This window comes from Parviterribacter multiflagellatus (assembly GCF_056863265.1).
Genome location: NZ_JBXPIZ010000011.1, coordinates 31,981 through 49,757 on the forward strand (window position 1 = coordinate 31,981; position 17,777 = coordinate 49,757).

At 74.5% G+C, this 17,777-nt stretch carries 20 protein-coding genes; 9 read left to right on the forward strand and 11 right to left on the reverse strand.

Annotated features, from left to right (window positions below):
• Positions 1–39 precede the first annotated feature (39 nt).
• The gene (locus AC1UE5_RS22330) at positions 40–597 is read right to left on the reverse strand and encodes a TetR/AcrR family transcriptional regulator (protein ID WP_482927737.1); all 558 of its coding nucleotides are present in this window, start codon (positions 595–597) and stop codon (positions 40–42) included.
• Positions 598–791: 194 nt separating this feature from the next.
• Here AC1UE5_RS22330 and AC1UE5_RS22335 point away from each other — a divergent pair, with 194 nt between their 5' ends.
• Positions 792–1,397: a hypothetical protein gene (locus AC1UE5_RS22335; protein ID WP_482927739.1), complete on the forward strand. Its 606-nt coding sequence runs from the start codon at positions 792–794 to the stop codon at positions 1,395–1,397.
• Positions 1,398–1,500: 103 nt separating this feature from the next.
• On the opposite strand, the gene AC1UE5_RS22340 is transcribed toward AC1UE5_RS22335, so the two are convergent.
• Positions 1,501–2,085, reverse strand: a complete 585-nt coding sequence (locus AC1UE5_RS22340) for an RNA polymerase sigma factor (RefSeq protein WP_482927741.1) — start codon at positions 2,083–2,085, stop codon at positions 1,501–1,503.
• 184 nt (positions 2,086–2,269) lie between these two features.
• Between AC1UE5_RS22340 and AC1UE5_RS22345 the strand changes: the two genes are divergently transcribed.
• A complete protein-coding gene (locus tag AC1UE5_RS22345) occupies positions 2,270–3,568 on the forward strand; it encodes an acyl-CoA dehydrogenase family protein (protein WP_482928245.1) in 1,299 nt (432 codons plus the stop codon).
• A complete protein-coding gene (locus AC1UE5_RS22350) occupies positions 3,568–4,779 on the forward strand; it encodes an acyl-CoA dehydrogenase family protein (RefSeq protein ID WP_482927743.1) in 1,212 nt (403 codons plus the stop codon). The genes AC1UE5_RS22345 and AC1UE5_RS22350 overlap by 1 nt, the downstream gene beginning before the upstream one ends.
• Positions 4,780–4,958: 179 nt before the next feature.
• Here the strand turns inward: AC1UE5_RS22350 and AC1UE5_RS22355 are convergent, their stop codons facing one another.
• Positions 4,959–6,362 (reverse strand): hypothetical protein, encoded by a 1,404-nt coding sequence (locus tag AC1UE5_RS22355; RefSeq protein WP_482927745.1) that lies wholly within the window; start codon positions 6,360–6,362, stop codon positions 4,959–4,961.
• Between the two features lie 112 nt (positions 6,363–6,474).
• Between AC1UE5_RS22355 and AC1UE5_RS22360 the strand changes: the two genes are divergently transcribed.
• A complete protein-coding gene (locus tag AC1UE5_RS22360) occupies positions 6,475–8,118 on the forward strand; it encodes a DUF7800 domain-containing protein (protein ID WP_482927747.1) in 1,644 nt (547 codons plus the stop codon).
• Positions 8,119–8,133: 15 nt separating this feature from the next.
• Here AC1UE5_RS22360 and AC1UE5_RS22365 read toward each other — a convergent pair whose 3' ends face one another.
• The 6 genes from AC1UE5_RS22365 to AC1UE5_RS22390 form a co-directional block, all read right to left on the reverse strand.
• The gene (locus tag AC1UE5_RS22365; protein ID WP_482927749.1) at positions 8,134–8,571 is read right to left on the reverse strand and encodes a MarR family winged helix-turn-helix transcriptional regulator; all 438 of its coding nucleotides are present in this window, start codon (positions 8,569–8,571) and stop codon (positions 8,134–8,136) included.
• A gap of 31 nt (positions 8,572–8,602) precedes the next feature.
• Entirely contained in the window at positions 8,603–8,965 is a 363-nt protein-coding gene (locus tag AC1UE5_RS22370) for a hypothetical protein (protein WP_482927751.1), read from the reverse strand.
• An 88-nt stretch (positions 8,966–9,053) separates the two neighbouring features.
• Positions 9,054–9,809: an LLM class flavin-dependent oxidoreductase gene (locus tag AC1UE5_RS22375; RefSeq protein ID WP_482927754.1), complete on the reverse strand. Its 756-nt coding sequence runs from the start codon at positions 9,807–9,809 to the stop codon at positions 9,054–9,056.
• Positions 9,806–10,231 (reverse strand): acyl-CoA thioesterase, encoded by a 426-nt coding sequence (locus AC1UE5_RS22380; protein WP_482927756.1) that lies wholly within the window; start codon positions 10,229–10,231, stop codon positions 9,806–9,808. The genes AC1UE5_RS22375 and AC1UE5_RS22380 overlap by 4 nt, the downstream gene beginning before the upstream one ends.
• Before the next feature lie 12 nt (positions 10,232–10,243).
• Positions 10,244–11,644, reverse strand: a complete 1,401-nt coding sequence (locus AC1UE5_RS22385; RefSeq protein WP_482927758.1) for a fused MFS/spermidine synthase — start codon at positions 11,642–11,644, stop codon at positions 10,244–10,246.
• A 66-nt stretch (positions 11,645–11,710) separates the two neighbouring features.
• Positions 11,711–12,121, reverse strand: a complete 411-nt coding sequence (locus AC1UE5_RS22390; protein WP_482927760.1) for a hypothetical protein — start codon at positions 12,119–12,121, stop codon at positions 11,711–11,713.
• 63 nt (positions 12,122–12,184) lie between these two features.
• On the opposite strand from AC1UE5_RS22390, the gene AC1UE5_RS22395 reads away from it, so the two are divergent.
• Positions 12,185–13,189, forward strand: a complete 1,005-nt coding sequence (locus AC1UE5_RS22395) for a helix-turn-helix transcriptional regulator (RefSeq protein WP_482927762.1) — start codon at positions 12,185–12,187, stop codon at positions 13,187–13,189.
• On the opposite strand, the gene AC1UE5_RS22400 is transcribed toward AC1UE5_RS22395, so the two are convergent.
• Complete coding sequence (locus AC1UE5_RS22400) at positions 13,147–14,169, reverse strand: helix-turn-helix domain-containing protein (protein WP_482927765.1); 1,023 nt, start codon at positions 14,167–14,169, stop codon at positions 13,147–13,149. The two genes, AC1UE5_RS22395 and AC1UE5_RS22400, sit on opposite strands and share 43 nt — an antisense overlap.
• A gap of 73 nt (positions 14,170–14,242) precedes the next feature.
• Between AC1UE5_RS22400 and AC1UE5_RS22405 the strand changes: the two genes are divergently transcribed.
• The 4 genes from AC1UE5_RS22405 (at position 14,243) to AC1UE5_RS22420 (ending at position 16,838) form a co-directional block, all read left to right on the forward strand.
• Complete coding sequence (locus AC1UE5_RS22405) at positions 14,243–14,701, forward strand: rhodanese-like domain-containing protein (protein ID WP_482927767.1); 459 nt, start codon at positions 14,243–14,245, stop codon at positions 14,699–14,701.
• Positions 14,702–14,742: 41 nt separating this feature from the next.
• Entirely contained in the window at positions 14,743–15,123 is a 381-nt protein-coding gene (locus AC1UE5_RS22410; protein WP_482927770.1) for a DUF6220 domain-containing protein, read from the forward strand.
• Between the two features lie 85 nt (positions 15,124–15,208).
• Positions 15,209–15,574: a helix-turn-helix transcriptional regulator gene (locus AC1UE5_RS22415; RefSeq protein ID WP_482927772.1), complete on the forward strand. Its 366-nt coding sequence runs from the start codon at positions 15,209–15,211 to the stop codon at positions 15,572–15,574.
• 73 nt (positions 15,575–15,647) lie between these two features.
• Entirely contained in the window at positions 15,648–16,838 is a 1,191-nt protein-coding gene (locus AC1UE5_RS22420; RefSeq protein WP_482927774.1) for a glycoside hydrolase family 3 N-terminal domain-containing protein, read from the forward strand.
• On the opposite strand, the gene AC1UE5_RS22425 is transcribed toward AC1UE5_RS22420, so the two are convergent.
• Positions 16,835–17,776: a LysR family transcriptional regulator gene (locus AC1UE5_RS22425; RefSeq protein ID WP_482927776.1), complete on the reverse strand. Its 942-nt coding sequence runs from the start codon at positions 17,774–17,776 to the stop codon at positions 16,835–16,837. The two genes, AC1UE5_RS22420 and AC1UE5_RS22425, sit on opposite strands and share 4 nt — an antisense overlap.
• Between the last annotated feature and the right edge of the window lies 1 nt (position 17,777).

Below are 17,777 nucleotides of genomic sequence, written 5' to 3' on the forward strand. Positions count from 1 at the left end.
ACATACACGTTTCGCGGACGGAATCGCGCGGTTCTCCGCTCAATCCGCAAGACGGTGGAGCAATCGTGCGAGATCTGGCGCGAGGCCGCGCAGTCGCTCGGCGTCTCCGCGCCACACGTACGACTGGATCACGTGCGAGATCGCACCGATCGCGGCGGCGCTCGTGACCGGCGCGTCCTCGGCGTCGAGCGCGAGCGCGGCGGCGAGCCGCGTCTGCAGGAGGCTCATCGCCCGGACGTGCCGCTCCAGCCCGCTGGCGCCGGTCGCCGCGGGCTCGGTGAGCAGCACGTGCGCGACTTCCGGCCGCTCCGCCATGTGGTCGAGCAGCGCCCCGAGTGCGCCCTCCAGGTGCGGGCCGCCGTTCGCGGACGCCTCGGCGAGGAGGGCGAAGAGCTCCTCCTGGAGCGCGTCGTACGTCGCGAGGAAGCACTCCTCGCGGTTGTCGAACAGGCGGTAGAAGGTGCGTCGCGACATCCCCGCGCGCCGCAGGACGTCCTCCACGGTCGTGTGCGCGTAGCCCAGGTCGGCGACCGCGTGGGCCATCGCGTGGACGGCGCGATCGTGGTGCTCGCGGAGCTCGGTGTCGGCTGGAGACACCGGGGGATCGTACCTGGTCCGAAAACGAACGTGGATATGGAGTGTTGCCGGGTTGCGAATCCGTTGTCACAAGGTCGCGCGCTCGTGGCTCTCTAGGGCACAGGACCTGACTGGCGACAAGGCAGGGACGCATGGGGAAGATCATTCGGCTGAGGGTTGGAGCGAGCACGGAGGACGCGCACGACGCGGACGCCATGGGTGTCCTGCCCGCGTACGGCCTGAGCCCGTTCCTCGTGTCGGTCGCCGCGGTCGCGTTCGACTTCGACCTTGGCCGTCCCGGCGTGCCGCGCTTCCTGCTGCGCGCGTCGGGCACCGACGGCGACGGCCGTGACGCTGCACGCGCCAACCTGGCCGGCAGCTGGATCCTTGGCGCGTGCGCGCCCGCGTGGCTGCGCGCGACCGGGCGCGACGAGGCCGCCGACCGGCTCGCCGCCACGGCGGACGACCTCGGCGGCGTCGGCGGGCTGGAGCTGGCCGAGGCCGGGCGTGCCGCGGCGTCCGTGCGCGCGGAGCTGCGCGCGCGGGTCCGTGCGGCCGCGCCGGGCGTCGGCAGCCTCGCCGTGGGCGCGCCCGCCGCGCTGTGGGCCGGCGTCGCCGACCGCTACGCCGGCCGTCCTGGTCCGCTGTGGTTCGAGGCGGTACGACATGCGTGGACCGCGTCGTGGATGGGCGAGCGCCTGCTGTGCGCCGACGACCCCGACGCGGCCGCCGCGCTGCGCAACGACGTCGACCGCGCGGCGTGGTCGCTGCTCGAAGCACTGGTCCGGCCCGCACCCATCCCGGCGGGTTCCCCCGCCTGAGCGGCCCGTCCGGCGCCTGACACGACAGGACGACGCCTGGCCGCCTGACCGGTGATGTCCGGCCGCGCCAGGCATCCGGAACGCCTCGCTCAGGTCGCGGTGATCACGCAGCTGGAGCCAGGAGCCGGCCGTGCTGCATCCTGCGCGCGAGCGTGCGGAGGCCGCGCGACACGCGCGCGCGGGCGACGTCCTCGGAGACGCCGGTCTCCGCCGCGATTGCCTCGTACTCGAGGTCGTGCACGACCCGCAGGGCGACCGTGCGCTGCTGCTCGGCGGGGAGGGCGCTCAGGGCCGCGAGGAGGTCGGGGCGTGCGCGCTGGACGTCGCAACGGTGCACGATCCGCACCGTCGGCTCCTCCTCGTATGCGCCGGAGACCTCGAACGACGCGACGACGCGACGCTCGATCGACGCCCGCCGCCAGTGGTGCGCGACCTGGCTGCGCGCGATCGCCAGCAGCCACGCGCGCTCCTGCCCGAGGCTCGAGCCGCGGAACTGCTCGCGGTGGACGAGCGCGGTCGCGAACGTCTCGGCGACGAGGTCCTTGGCGGCCTCGCACGAGCCCGCGCGCGGGCCGACGAAGGCCTCCACCGAGCGGACGTGCGCCCGGTAGAACGCCGTGAAGTTGTCGTTGCGGGGGTGGTGCTCGCCCCTCCGAGCACCCCGCTTGTGGTGCGTTCTCGCCTTCATCTCGACCCTGGATGACCGCTGGCGCGGCGGCCATCCTCGCAGCGTTCCTCACACTGGTCAAGTGCTGGAACCGAGCAGCAGCGGTTGATGATGTACGCAACGTCCGGGGAACTGTCGAAAAACGTAGCTGTACAGGAACGTTTTCGTATATCGTGGAGGAATGGCCTCACCAACCTCGGCACCCATCGGGCTCGCGTTGCGAGCGGTGCGGACCCTCGCGGCGTCCGACGTGCTGGACCGCCTGGGCGTCCGCGACGGCGCCGAGCGTGTCCTGTACCGGACGACCCGCGACGGCTTCCGCGCGATCGGCACGGCGGGCCGGACGTTCACGGCCGCCAAGCGCGCCGGTCGTCCGGCCCGGCTCCGCACCACGCGCTCCGGCCTGTTCGACCTGACGCCGACCGACGAGCAGGAGATGCTGGTCGAGGCGTTCGGGGAGTTCGCGCGCAAGAAGCTGCGGCCGGCGGCGCTGGAGGCCGACAAGGCGAGCGCGCCGCCCGCGGAGCTGCTCGCGCAGGCCGAGGAGCTGGGGCTGACGATGCTCGGCGTCCCCGAGGAGCTGGGCGGCGCGGTCGAGGAGCGCTCCTCCGTCACCGCCGTCCTCGCCGCCGAGGCGCTCGCGCACGGGGACATGTCGCTCGCGGTCGCGGCGCTCGCGCCGACCGGCGTCGCCACGGCGCTCACGCTGTGGGGCGACGCCGACCAGCAGGCCACCTACCTCCCGCCGTTCGTCGAGGACACCGCGCCCGCCGCGGCGCTCGCGATCCTCGAGCCGCGCGCGCTGTTCGACCCGTTCGCGCTCCGCACGACGGCCCGCAAGACGCCGGACGGCGGCTACGAGCTCGACGGGGTCAAGACGCTCGTCCCGCGCGGCGCCGACGCCGAGCTGCTGATCGTCGCGGCGCGCCTGGAGGGCCACGGCCCCGCGTTCTTCCTCGTGGAGCCCGCGGCCACCGCGGGCGTCGCGGCCCGCCCGGCTCCCGCGATGGGCCTGCGCGCGGCGGCGACCGCCGACCTCCAGCTCGAGAAGGTGCGCGTTCCGGCCAACGCGCTGCTGGGTGACGGCGACCCGCAGGTGTACGCCGAGGGCGTCCGCCGCGCCCGGCTCGCCTGGTGCGCGGTCACCACCGGCACCGCGAAGGCCGTGCTCGACCACGTGATCCCCTACGTCAACGAGCGCACCGCGTTCGGGGAGCCGATCAGCCACCGCCAGGCGGTTGCGTTCACGGTCTCCGACATCGCGATCGAGGTCGAGGGCATGCGGCTGGCGACCCTCCGTGCGGCGGCCAAGGCCGATGCCGGCGACGAGTTCGGCCGCGAGGTCGCGGCCGCGCGCCACCTGTGCTCCGAGCACGGGGCGAGGATCGGCTCCGACGGCGTCCAGCTCCTCGGCGGGGCCGGGTACATCAAGGAGCATCCGGTGGAGCGGTGGTACCGCGACCTGCGCGGCACCGGCGTGATGGAAGGGGCGCTGCTCGTCTGATGATCAACCTCGAGCTCCCCAAGAAGTTCCAGCCGCTCGTCGGCCAGGCCCACCAGGTCGCGACCGAGGTCTTCCGCCCGATCTCCCGCCGCTATGACCGCGAGGAGCATGCCCGGCCCAAGGAGCTGGACATGCTCGCCGCGCTGGTCGACGGCATGAACGACGGCTCGGACCTCGGCGGCGCGGGCGCGTCCGGCGTCCGGCGCACGAACGGCAGCGAGACGGGCAACCGCAACGGCTCCAACATGTCCACCGCGCTGTCGGTGATGGAGCTGTGCTGGGGCGACGTCGGCCTGCTCCTGTCGATGCCGCGTCAGGGCCTCGGCAACGCGGCGATCGCGTCGGTCGCCGACGACGAGCAGCTCAAGCGCTTCGAGGGCAAGTGGGCGGCCATGGCGATCACCGAGCCGGAGGCCGGCAGCGACTCGGCGGCCATCCGCACCACGGCGACGCTCGACGGCGACCACTACGTCCTCAACGGCGAGAAGATCTACGTCACCGCCGGCGAGCGCGCGGACCTCGTCGTCGTGTGGGCGACCCTCGACAAGTCGAAGGGCCGCGCCGCGATCAAGTCGTTCGTGGTGGAGCGCTCCAACCCGGGCATGATCCTCGAGCGGCTCGAGGAGAAGCTCGGCATCCGCGCGAACGACACCGCCGCGTTCCGGCTCGAGAACTGCCGCGTGCCGAAGGAGAACCTCCTCGGCTCGCCGGAGATCCTCGACGCCAAGAAGTCCTTCGCGGGCGTGATGCAGACGTTCGACAACACGCGGCCGCTCGTGGCGGCGATGGCGGTCGGGCTGACGCGCGCGTGCCTCGAGGAGACGACGAAGCTCGTCAACGACGCGGGCATCGTCGTCGACTGGGACCGCCCCGCGCAGTCCCAGCCCGCCGCGGCCGCCGAGCTGCTGGCGATGGAGGCGGACTACGAGGCTGCCCGGCTGCTCACGCTCGAAGCGGCGTGGATGGCGGACAACGGCAAGCCCAACTCGCTGCAGGCCTCGATGGCCAAGGCGAAGGCCGGCCGCACCTGCGTGGACGTGGCGATGCGCTGCGTGCGGCTCGCAGGCGGCCTGGGCTACAGCGAAGAGCTCCTGCTGGAGAAGTGGGCGAGGGACGCCAAGATCCTCGACATCTTCGAAGGCACCCAGCAGATCCAGCTGCTCATCATCGCGCGGCAGCTGCTGGGCAAGACGTCGGCCGAGCTGCGATGACCCCGCAGCGCTCGTAGGCCGGCAGACCGGCCGAGGACCTTACCCACCCCTCGGCCACGGCCGGGGCGCCGCCTCACACGACCCAGGCGGCGCCCCGGTCCTCAACCAACGTCCGGCGGGGCCCGCCGGGCGTTGACCGAGGAAGCCACGGTGCACCCTCGGCCGTGGTGCGGTGGGGCCTACTTGCGGAGGGTGACCGGCTTGCGGGTGGTGGTCTTGTCGCCGGCGGTGTCGACGGTGACGACGGCGGTGAAGGTCGCCGTGCGGAGCTTGCGGAGGCGGGCGCGGTGCTTGCTCGCGACCTTGACGCCGAGCTTGGCGGTGCCGGCGCGGCGGAGGGTCGTGGAGGCGCGGCCCGCGCGGCGGCCCTGCTTCAGGCGGAGCGCCTTGGCGGTCTTGGCGTCCGCGACGAGCTCGACGGTGACCTTGCACGCGCCGGCGCAGGGGACGCTCACCTGCAGCCCGCGGCCGGTGAGGGCCGAGAGGCGCGCGGAGGCGACGGTGACGCCCGTGGCGCTCGTGCCGCCGCCGGAGCCGCCGGAGCCGCTGCCGGGCTTGACCGGGGTCGTGGGCTTCGGCGCCGGCGGCGGGGTCGGCGGGGCCGGCTGCTGCGGCACCGGGCGCGGCTGCGGCGCGACGTTCGCCGGGCCCCAGTGCGGCTCGGTGCCGCCCGGGATCGCCTTCACCGGCTGCGGGGCGCCGCAGTTGGCGAGGTCCCGCTTGATCATGATCGAGCCCTGGCTGACGTACGCCAGCGCGCTGCCGTCCGGCGCGATCGTCGGTGACGCGTAGCCCGCCGTCTTGTCGGTCGCGCACTCCGGCGTCGGGGTCGCGGGCGGCGCGCCCGTGCGCGGGTCGCCGTTCACCGAGAACCACATGATGTGCGTGCTGTCGCCGTAGCCGCGGACGCCCGCGAGCCACTTGGCGTCGCGCGACACCTCCGCGTCCCCGAAGTCCGTCGCGACCGACATGTCCGCGTAGTCGCTGTCGTCGAACCAGTGGACCTCGGCGTCGGCGCCCGCGTCGTGGAGGTTCACGTGGCCGCCGAAGCCGCCGCTCACCAGCGACCGCGTGCTCGTCACCCACGACGTGTTGCCGCGGTTGTAGAGGTTGCCGGGGAGCTTGGCGCCGTCCGCGCTCACGTACCCCGTCGTCTGCCGCGCGACGTTGCAGTCCGCGCCGGGCGGGCACGAGACGTCGACGAACGAGTAGGCGATCCGCGCGCCGTCCGGCGAGATCGCGACGTCGAGCGGGATGCCGTCCACCGCGTGGCTCGTGGAGTTCACGAGCGCCGGCGGGTCGATCCGGCGGACGACCTCGCCGTTCTGCTGCAGGAGCACGATCTGCTCGCCCTTGCTCGCCGCGATCAGGCCGCTGTCGGCCTGCGACGGCGAGCGGTACGGCGCCCCCGCCGTCCCGTCGGTGGTGACCTGGTGGAGGCCCGTCCCGTCGCCCTTGGCGAGGAAGACGTTGGCGTCCTTGAGGAAGACGATCGAGTCGGCGCCGGCGGCGGCCGGTGCGGCGGCCAGGGCGACCGTCGCGAGGGCCGCGGCACGGGCGGCGCGGGAGCGGTTGAGGAGCATGGCGGCGACGCTACGGCCGCGCCGGAGGCGAGACATCGGGGGCGCTCCTAGTGCCCCGACCCCGACGGCGTGGCGACCGGCGGGTCAGGGTCGCCCGGGGTAGGCTGCCGCGATGGCTGAGCTGCTCCTCGGGCCCCTGCTCCGCTACGTCGATCCGACCAGCGCCACGGTGTGGGTCGAGACCGACGCGCCGTGCGAGGTGGACGTGCTCGGCCGGCGTGCCCGGACGTTCGCGGTCGAGGGCTGCCACTACGCGCTCGTCGTCGTCGACGGGCTGGAGCCGGGCAGCGTCCACCCGTACGAGGTGCGCCTCGACGGCGCCCGCCGGTGGCCGCAGGAGGGCTCGCCGTTCCCGCCGCCGGCGATCCGGACCCCCGCGGACGACGAGCCCGCACGGCTGGCGTTCGGCTCCTGCCGCGTGTCGGTCCCGCACGAGCCGCCGTACACGCTGCGCAAGGACCAGGATCCACGCGGGCGCGAGGTCGACGCGCTCCACGCGCTCGCGCTGCGGATGACGCGCACGCCGCCGGAGGAGTGGCCGACGCGGCTCCTCCTGCTCGGCGACCAGGTCTACGCGGACGAGGTCTCGCCGCGCACCCGCGAGCACATCGCCGCGCGCCGCTCCACCGACGTGCCGCCGGGCGAGCAGATCGCCGACCTCTCCGAGTACGTCCAGCTCTACCGCGAGTCGTGGAGCGAGCCGGTGATGCGCTGGCTGCTGTCGACCGTCGCGACGGCGATGATCTTCGACGACCACGACGTCCACGACGACTGGAACATCTCCGGCGCGTGGATCGAGGACATCCGCCGCGAGCCGTGGTGGGAGGAGCGCATCGTCGGCGCGTTCGTGTCGTACTGGATCTACCAGCACATCGGCAACCTCGCGCCCGCCGCGCTGGCCGACGACGCGGTGTGGCAGCAGGTGCAGGAGGCGGGCGACGCGGACTGCGGGCCGCTGCTGCGCGACTTCGCGCGGCGCGCCGACCGTGAGCAGAAGGGCTCGCGCTGGTCGTACTGCCGCGACTACGGCGGCGTGCGCGTCATGGCGATCGACTCCCGCGCGGGCCGCGACTTCCGCGACGGCCGGCGGCGGATGGTCGACGACGAGGAGTGGGAGTGGATCTGCTCCCACCTGGTCGGCGGGCACGACCACCTCGTCATCGCGACGTCGCTCCCGCTCCTGCTCGGGCACGGGATGCACTTCCTGGAGGCGTGGAACGAGGCGGTCTGCGCCGGCGCGTGGGGCGCGACCGCGGCGCGCCTGTCGGAGCGGCTGCGGCGGGGGATCGACCTCGAGCACTGGGCCGCGTTCGGCGCGTCGTTCCGGCTGCTCACCGACCGCATCCGCGAGGTCGCGGCGGGCGAGCACGGGCCCCCGCCCGCGTCGATCGTCGTGCTGTCCGGCGACGTCCACCACGCGTACCTGGCCGAGGTCGCGTTCCGCCGCGACGCGGGGGCGCAGAGCGCGGTGTGGCAGGCGGTCTGCTCGCCGGTCCGCAATCCGCTCGACGCACGGGAGCGGCGGATGATCCGGCTCGGCGGCTCCCGCTTCGCGCACGTGGTGGGCCGCGCGCTGGCCCGGACCGCGGGCGTGCGCGACCCGGACCTGCGCTGGCGCGTGTGCGAGGGGCCCGTGTTCGACAACCAGGTGGGGACGCTGACGCTCCACGGCCGCCACGCGTCGCTGCTGCTGGAGCGCAGCGAGCCCGACGACGGCGGCCGCCTCGTCGAGGCGTTCAGCCGGCGACTGGCGTGAGCCCGCTGCGCCTGCTCACCGGCTCTCGACCTCCGCGTTGGCAAGCCGCTCCAGCAGCGGCGCGGCGCGGCTGAGCAGCGCGCGCTCCTCGGCGTCGAGGATCGTCATGCGGAGCTCGAGCGCCTCGGCGCGGGCGCGCTGGCGGGCGGCGAGGCGCTCCAGCCCGTCGGCGGTGATCGCGACGAGTACGGCGCGGCGGTCGGTGACGTCCTCGGCGCGCTCGGCGAGGCCCTGCTCGGCGAGGCGGTTGACGAGCGTCGTCATCGACGGCTGGCTGACGGACTCCCAGGCGGCGAGGTCGGTCACGCGCTGGGGTCCGGCGGCGCGCAGGCGCGCCAGCACGGAGGCCGCGGACCGGCTCAGCCCCGGGGAGGACTCGCGCAGCAGCACGTGCGCGAGCCGCGACACGCTCTGCTCGAGCGCGGCGGTGGAGGCAGGGGCGGAGGACACCATAGGGCCATGATGTAACGACCCTGTGGAGTGGTCAGTTCACGGCGCGGCGCGTGCGGGCGGAGGAAGCGCGGGCGACGGCGCGGAACGCGACCGAGAGGTGCTCGAGCGAGTCCGGCAGCTCACGGGCGGCCCGGGCGGTGGCGCAGGCCACGGCGCCCGCGGCGGTCAGGCGGGTCGCGTCGGCGGTCTCGGGGTCGACCAGCTCCAGCATCACCTCGCGCCACGAACGCACGACCTCGTCCCAGGCCTCGGGGTCGAGCGGCAGGCCGGTGAGCAGCTCGAGGTACGCGCGCAGCTCGTCGCCGGCGGGAAGGAGCCACGCCGCGACCTGCAGGTCTTCGAGGAGGCCGAAGAGCGTGTCCCCGGCCGTGGGGGTGGAGCGCGGCTTGAACATGGGCCGAGCCTCCCGCACCGCGAGACCCCGACGCATCAGGGGTGTCCCCGGTCTTCGCGACGTCGGGGTGGGTAGGCGGCGGTAACCGTCAGGGCCCGGCGGCGATGGCCTCGCGGACCTCGCGCTCGGACGGCGAGCGGTCGAAGCTCGTGAGGAACCACGTCGCGCCGGCGGAGCGCCACGGCTCGGGGTCGGCGCCCGCCGGGCCCTCGGCGGCGAGGTCGAACGCCTCCGGCAGGCCCTCATCCCGGCGCTGCGCGGCGATCTCGTCGCGCAGCTCGGCGAGCGCGTCCGGGCCCGGCAGCTCGATGGGGAACAGGCCGTCCCAGCGCGCCGCGCGGCGCACCGGCCTGCGGGCCGGCCAGCGGGAGGCGAGCCAGACGGGGATGCGCGGCTCGCGCACCGGCCGCGGCTCGAACCGGCCGCCCCAGTACTCGGTCAGCTGCGCGAGGCCGGCGTCGAGGAGCTTCGCGCGCTCGCGCGGCTCGCTCACCTCGTCGTAGTCGGTGAACTCGCCGTGGTTGTCGCTGCCCAGCCCGGCGCCGAAGATCAGCCGGCCGCCGGAGAGCCGGTCGAGCGTGACCGTCTCGCGCGCGAGCTTGTGGATGCGCCGCCGCGACACGGGGGTGACCATCGGGCCGATCTCGACGCGCTCGGTGGCCATCGCGACCGCGGCCATGACGACCCACGGGTCGCTCACGCGCGTGACCGGCGCGGAGTACTGGATGTGGTCCCAGACGAAGAAGCCGTCGAACCCGGCGGCCTCGGCCTCCGCGGCGAGCTCGGCGACGAGCCGCGGCTCGCTCAGCTCGTCGAACGGCGCGACGAAGATCGCGCGCTTCACGCTTCGGCCTCCGCCGGGATCAGGCGCTCGAGCGACGCGCGCAGCGGCGCGGGCATCTCGGCCGGGCGGCGCGTCTCGCGGTCGACGAAGACGTGGACGAACCAGCCCTCGGCCACCGGCGCGCCGTCGCGGAAGAGGCCGATCTCGTACTTGACGCTCGTCCGCCCGAGGTGGCCGACGCGCAGGCCGGCCTGGATCTCCTGCGGGAACTCGACCGCCGCCTTGAACGCGCAGTGCGACTCGGCGCAGAGCCCGATCACCGCGCCGCGGTGGATGTCCAGCTCCCCCTCGCGGATGAGCCACGCGTTGATGACGGTGTCGAAGAACGAGTAGTACTCGACGTTGTTGACGTGGCCGTACACGTCGTTGTCCTTCCACCGCGTCGGGATCGTGGCGACGTGCGGGTACGCGTCGAGCTGCATCGCGGCCGGACCCTACCGGTGGCGCTGGGTGAGGAGCTGGTCGGCGGGCGCCTTGTCGTCGGTGAGCACCGGCGCGCCGGAGGCGAAGTCCTCGACCCACGCGCGGCCGTGGAGCGCGCCGTCCTGCCCGAACGCGACGTCGTCGAGCCGTAGCGGCGCGTCGGAGGCGAGGAAGACGAGGTTGCCGCCGGGGTCGGCGCGGTCGTCGACGAGCGCCACGTCGGCGAAGCGGTCGAGCAGCGTGGCCGCCTCCGCCTTGGCGAAGTTCAGCGGCGGCCGGTCGATGAGGTTGAGCGCGTAGACGCCGCCGGGGCGCAGGACGCGGCGCAGGTCGTCGACGAACTCGCGCGTGGTCAGGTGCCAGGGGACGGAGAGGCCGCCGAACGCGTCGCCGACGATCAGGTCCGCGGAGTCGTCGGGGACGTCGCGGAGCGTCACGCGGGCGTCGCCGGTGCGGACGCGGAGCGCGTCGGAGGTGCGCAGGCCGAGCTTCTCCCGGTCGAGCTCCACGAGCTGCTCGTCGACCTCCAGGACGGTCGAGCGCGCGTCCGGAACGCGGGCTGCCAGGTAGCGCGGGAGCGTGAACCCGCCGCCGCCGAGGAAGACCGCGGTGCGCGGCCGGCGGGCGTCGATCACGTCGCCCATCCACCGCACGTACGCGAACTCCAGGTGCGTCGGGTCGTCGAGGTCGACGTACGAGTGCTGCAGGTCGTCGAGCAGGAGCGTGCGGCCCGACGGGTTGTCCGGGTCGGCCTCGACGCGGGCGCAGAAGTAGACCGACTCGGTGTCGCACTTCGAGCCGACCGCGGTGCCGAGCAGCGCCGCGAGGAGCGCGACGGCCAGCGCCGCGCCGCGGGGGCGGGCGCCGAGGAGCAGGCCGGTGAGGACGAGCGCGCCGCCGATCGCGTAGATCGTCGCCCGGGACGGCAGGAGCGGGACGAAGACGAAGCCCGCGGAGAACGTGCCGGCCAGCGCGCCGCCGGTCGACCACGCCGACACGCGGCCGACGACCGCACCGGCGTCGGCGAGGCCGGTGAGGAGGAGCTTCGCGACCGCGGGCGTGACCGCCGAGAGGACGGAGGCGGCGGGCAGTAGCGCGATCAGCGCGATGAGGAACGCGGAGCCCTCGCTGCTGGCGCTCGCGGTCGCCTCGCCGACGATCCGCACCAGCGGCACGACGGCGATCGTGAGGACGCCGCCGCCTGCGAGCAGGAGCGCGACGAGCCGGCGCGGCTCGTGCCGGTCGGCGAGCTTGCCGCCGAGCGCCGCGCCGCCGGCGATCCCGGCGAGCACGACGCCGATGATCGTCGTGTACGTCTCCAGCGTCGAGCCGACGTACGGCGCCAGCAGCCGCACGGCCAGGATCTCCAGCACCAGCACGGCGCCGGAGGCGGCGAAGACGATCCCGTACACGCCGCCGCACGGTACGGCACCGCGCTCGCGCGCTTTCGCCCCGCGCCCCCACGCGGGGGAGGGGCGTCACGTCGTGGCGGCGAGTCCTTCGAGCAGCGCGGCGACGAGGGCGGGCTGCTCGTCGAGCGGGCGATCGCCGGCGGGCAGGTCGGTGACCTCCCACCCGGGCGCGCCGAGGCGAACCCGCGGCGGCTCAGGCCGCTGCGTGCAGTGCACGTAGACGCGGCGGCGCGCGGGCGGGAGGCCCGCGACGTCGGGCGCGTCGGCGAAGTGGACGTGCTGCGCGACCCGGGCGGACGCGACGCTCGCGATCGCGCTCCCCGCGCCGTCGTGGCCGACGAGGACGACGTCGTCGAGGTCGTGCCGCTCGAGGACCGCGGCGACGTCCTCCGGCGGTGCGGTGTGGACGGCGTGGCCGGAGCGCTCGAGGAGCTGCGCGACCGGGCCGGCGCCCGGGACGAGGACGAAGGTCGACATGGCCGGGACACTAGATGTGAATGCGGGCACAAATCGCCCGCATGGTCCTGTAGCGTCGCCGACATGTCCCGCCCGACGACGCGCGTCCTCACGTTGCTCGAGCTCCTTCAGGACCGGCCGGGCATCAGCGGCCGGGAGCTCGCCGATCGGCTGGAGGTGGACACCCGGACGGTCCGCCGCTACGCCACGAAGCTGCAGGAGCTCGGCATCCCGGTCGAGGCCGAGCGCGGCCGCGCGGGCGGCTACCGCCTGCGCCCCGGCTACCGCATGCCGCCGCTCATGCTCACCGACGACGAGGCGACCGCGGTCGTGCTCGGGCTGGTGGCGGCGCGGCGGTTCGGGCTGGTGACCGCCGAGCCCGCGGTCGACGGGGCGCTGCAGAAGATCGAGCGCGTGCTGCCGCTGGCCCTGCGCGAGCGGGCGCGCGCGGTGATCGAGATGACCGGCTTCACGCGGCGCGGGTGGGGCGGCAACAACTCGCCGCCGGCGACCGACACGGTGCTCAAGCTCGCCGAGGCGGCGCGCCTCAAGCGGCGCGTGCGGGTGACCTACCGCTCGTTCAAGGGCGAGGAGTCCGAGCGCGACATGGATCCGTACGGGCTCGTCGTCCACGCGGGTCGCTGGTACCTCGCGGCGTTCGACCACAAGCGCGAGGAGGTGCGCACGTTCCGCGTCGACCGCGTCAGCTCGGTCGAGCGGCGGGCCGAGCGCGCGATCCCGCCGGACGACTTCGACGCGGTCGAGCACGTGTCGCGGTCGCTGGCCCGCGTGCCGTGGCGGCAGGAGTGCGAGGTGCTGCTCGACGCGACCTACGAGGAGGCGCGGCGGCGGGTCGGGCCGACGTGGGGCGAGCTGGAGGAGGTCGACGGCGGCGTGCTGCTGCGGGCGGGCGCGACCGACCTCGCGTACATGGCACGGCACCTCGTCTCGCTCGGGTTCGACTTCCAGGTGATCTCCCCGGACGGGCTGCGCGACGCGCTGCGCGAGCTGGGCGAGGAGCTGCTGGCGAAGGCCGAGCGCCCGGCTCAGCTCACGGCCGCGCCCGCACCCGAGGCCGCCACGCGGTAGGCGGCGGCCGGCGCCGCGAAGGTGCGCCGGTAGGTCGACGGCGGGACGCCCATGGTGCGCGCGAAGTGGCGGCGGAACGCGGCGGGCGACGGGATGCCGACGAGCGCGCCGACGTCCTCGACGGGCGTGTCCGTGCGCTCGAGGAGCGCGGCGGACGCGGCGATGCGCTGCTCGAGCAGCCACCGCGCGGGCGGGACGCCGACGGCCTCGGTGAAGCGGCGCGTCAGCGTGCGCGTCGAGAGGTGCGCGGCGCGGGCGAGGTCGGGGACGCCGATGCGCTCGTCCAGCCGCTCCAGCGCCCACTCCATCACGAGCGCGATCGGATCGTCCTGCGGCCGCGGCGGCACGGGCGCCTCCACGAACTGCGCCTGGTCGCCCGTCCGGTGCGGCGAGACGACCATCCGCCGCGCGACCTGGTTGGCCACGTCCGCTCCGTGGTCGCGCCGGATGAGGTGCAGGCAGAGGTCGATCCCCGCCGCGGTCCCCGCGCTGGTCAGCACGTCGTCGCCGTCGACGTAGAGCACGCGGTCGTCGACCTCGATGCGCGGGTACCGCGCACGCAGCAGCTCCGCGTACCGCCAGTGCGTCGCCGCGCGCCGCCCGTCGAGCACGCCTGCCGCCGCGAGCACGAACGCGCCGGAGCAGATCGACACGAGCCGCGCGCCGCGCGCGTGCGCCGCGCGGACCGCCTCCAGCACCGCCGCGGGCGGCTCGCCGTGGACGTCAGGGGTGCCGGGGAAGAGGACCGTGTCCGCCGTGGTCAGCGCTTCCAGCCCGTGGGGCACGTCGATGCCGAACCCGCCCACGGCGCTCACGCGTCCCGGCCGCTCCCCGAAGACCGCCAGCTCGTACCACCAGCCGACGTCGAGCTCCGGCCGTTCGAGCGCGAACGCCTCGACGGCGACGCCCAGCTCGAAGGCCGGGAGACGGTCGAACGCGTAGACCGCGACGCGGTGCGTGCGTGGGGCGTGGGCAGACATGTGGCCGGAACGTAGCGGACATCGTCCGTTCGGACACTGTTCCGATCAACGGACGGCGCGCAAGATCGTGCACATGAGCTTCGTGACTGCCACGCTCGCCGCCGCTCCCGCCGCCGCCGAGGCGCACTTCGCCGCCCGCCTGGCCTACGAGACCGACGCCGCCGACGTCGGCGCCGCGATCGCCGCGCCCGAGCCGCTCGACTTCGTGCTCGTCGACGTCCGCAGCCGCGAGGCGTACGTCGCCGGGCACGCGCCGGGGGCGATCTCGCTCCCCCACGGCGAGATCACCGCTGAGACCGCGGCGGCGCTGCCCGACGGGCTGGTCGTCGTCTACTGCTGGGGCCCGGGCTGCAACGGCGCGCAGCACGGCGGGCGCAAGCTCGCCGCGCACGGCCGGCAGGTCAAGGAGATGCTCGGGGGCTTCGAGTACTACGTCCGCGAGGGATGGCCGGTCGAGGGGGAGCAGACGTACGACGCCGGCGTCGACCGCGCGGGGCTCGTCGGGCTGGAGAACCTGACCTGCTCGACGTGACGCTGGCGGTCCGGCCGCCCGGGGTGGGAGAGTTCGACGCCATGAGCACCGTCGCGAAGGCCCACCAAGGGCTCGGGTTCCTCTTCCTCCTGGGCGCCACGATCATGTTCTTCCTCGCCGGCACCGGCGCGTTCGGCGAGGGCTTCAGCGCGCACGTCGACCTCGGCCGCGCGCTGCAGGCCGTCGCGCTGCTGCTCGTCGTCCTCGCCGCCGTCGGCCGGCGCGACGCGCTCGTCCCGAGCATCGTCCTGCTCGTCCTCATCGTGATCCAGGGCGTGCTCGCGGCCGTGGGCGACGACGTCTCCTTCGTCGGCGGCCTGCATCCGGTCAACGGCCTGCTCATCCTCGTCGTCGCGCACAACGTCGCACGTGGCATCCCATTGCCCCTGATCGGCAACGGCAACGCTCAGCGCGCTGTCTGAACGCACCGGAACCTGGGAGCTTCCGCGCGCCACGTTCGTCCAGACAGGCCGACTTCCAGGCGCTTTGCCGCTTACAACGAAGGAGATGTCAGATCCCCGTCCCGGAACCATCCAGCAGCGCACGGCCCTCTTCGAGGACGCCACGCGCGTCGTCGAGGCCGACTACGACAAGGACCTCAACCTCAACGACGTGGCCCGCCGCATCGCGACATCTCGTCGCCAGCTGCAGCGCATCTACCTCGAGATCGGCCACACGACCTTCCGCGACCAGCTGACGCGGGTGCGCATGACGCGCGCCGCCGAGATGCTGCGTCGCAACGGCATCACCGTGCGGGAGGTCGCGGGGCGCGTGGGGTACCGCCAGCCCGCGCAGTTCGCCAAGGCGTTCCGCGCTCACCACGGCGTCTCGCCGTCGGAGTTCCGCAGGGCGCAGGGGCCCGGCGGCGTGTAGCTCCGCCCGAGGTCGTGTGGCGTGCCGGGCGATGCGCGACACGACGTCGGGGTGGGGTGCGACCCTGCCCGACGTGCCTGACCGGCAGCAGATCAAGCGCCGCCGCCTGGCGGCGCTCGCCGCCGTCGCGGTCGTCGCCACCGGCGGCGGCATCGCCGTGGGGGCGAGCGGCGGCGGGAAGGACTCGCGCGCGGAGACCTGCCCAGACGGCAACCTCGCGTGCCCGGTGCTCGCCGAGGAGCTCGGCGGCGACGCGACGACGCCCACCTCCACCACCGCGACCACGACGAGCACCGCGCCGCCGGCAGGGACGCCGACGGGCGCGCGGCTCCAGCGCGAGGCCGGCCAGACGATCGTCCTGCGCTTCACCGGCACCTCCGCGCCCGCGTACGTCCTCGAGGCGCTGCGCGAGAAGCGGGCCGCGGGCGTCATCCTCTTCAGCGACAACGTCGTCTCGCGGGCGCAGCTGCGGTCGCTCACCCGCGCCCTGCACCGCGCCGCCGGCGGCCGCACGCTGATCATGACCGACCAGGAGGGCGGCGAGGTGCGCAGGATCCCGTGGGCCGCGCCGGCCTCGCCCGCCTCGCGACTGCGGTCGCCCGCCGCCGTCCGCGCGGTCGCCGCCGCCACCGCGCGCGACCTGCGCGCCGACCGGATCAACGTCAACCTGGCGCCGGTCGCCGACGTCGGGTCGTGGCCCCGATCGGTGATGCGCCCGCGGGCGTTCCCCGGCGACGGAGAGGCCGTCGGCAAGGCGGTCGCGGCGACCGTGCGCGCCTACGCGCGGGGCGGCGTGCTGGCGACCGTCAAGCACTTCCCCGGGCTGGGACGCTCGACGAAGAACACCGACTTCGACCTCGCGCGGGTCGCGGGCCGCGGCGACCTCGAGCCGTTCCGGGCCGCCATCGCCGCGGGCGTCCCGCTCGTCATGACCAGCCACGCGGTGCACCCCGAGCTCGATCCCGACCGCATCGCCTCGCAGTCGCACGCGATCACCACGAAGCTCCTCCGCGACGAGCTCGGCTTCGAGGGCGCGTGCATCACCGACTCCCTGGAGGCGCAGGCGGTCGTGCGGCGCTCGTCGACGCCGGTCGCGGCCGAGCGCTCGATGCGCGCCGGCTGCGACCTCATGCTCACCACCGGTCCTGGCTCCTACCTGCAGGTGCTGCGCCGCTTCGTTGCGCAGGCGCGCGCCGACGAGGCGTTCCGCGCGCGCCTGGCCGAGGCGCGCGGGCGGATCGCGAAGCTCGACGTGGGTCGCTAGGCGACGGCGAGCGACGGCGTCGCGCAGGCGAGCGACAGCCGGCGCCCCGCGATGCGCAGCGCGTCGATGGCCGCATCGATCGACGGGTTCGTGGCGCCGGCGCGACGCGCCACCGAGATGATCCGCTTGGGCGGTTCGCCGCTGAACGGCCGGATGACGACCTCGGCCGGGACGGCCATCGACGCGATCGACGGGATGACCGTCACGCCCATGCCGGAGGCGGTGAGCCCGAGCAGCGCCTGGTAGTCGTCGGTCTCGAACCGGACGCCGGGCTCGTAGCCCGCCTGCGCGCAGGCGCGCAGGACGATGCTCGTGTCCTCGCACGTGCCGCCGTTGGCCGGCAGCATCCAGTCCTCCTTGGCGAGGTCGGTCATCGCGATCGCCGGACGGCTCGCGAGCGGGTGGCTGCGCGGGAGCGCGACCATCATCGGGTCCTCGAGGATGTGCTCGCTGACGATGCCGTCGCGGTTGGGGAGCGGGTTGAGCTCGGACCCGATCATCATCGCCAGATCGAGGCGGCCGACCTGGAGCTCGTCCAGCGCCGGGTCGCCCTCGATCACGCGCAGCTGCGGGCGCACGTCCGGGTGGGCGGCGCGCAGCTCGCGCAGCGCCATCGGCACGATGCCGGCGGCGGCGGTGGGGAAGGCGCCCAGGTTGACGTGCGGCACATGGAGGCCCGCCTCGGAGCGCACGTCGGCCTCCGCGCGCGCGGCGGCGTCGAGCAGCGCCTCGGCGTGGCGGAGCATCGTCAGCCCCGCCCGCGTCGGGCGCACGCCGCGCGCGTCGCGCTCGAAGAGCTTGGCCCCGATCTGCTTCTCCAGCCGCGCGATGTGCTGCGACACCGCGGGCTGCGTGAAGCTCAGGGCCTCGGCCGCCGCGGAGAACGACCCCCGCGTCGCGACCTCGCGGAACGTCTCCAGCAGGCGCAGATCGAGCATG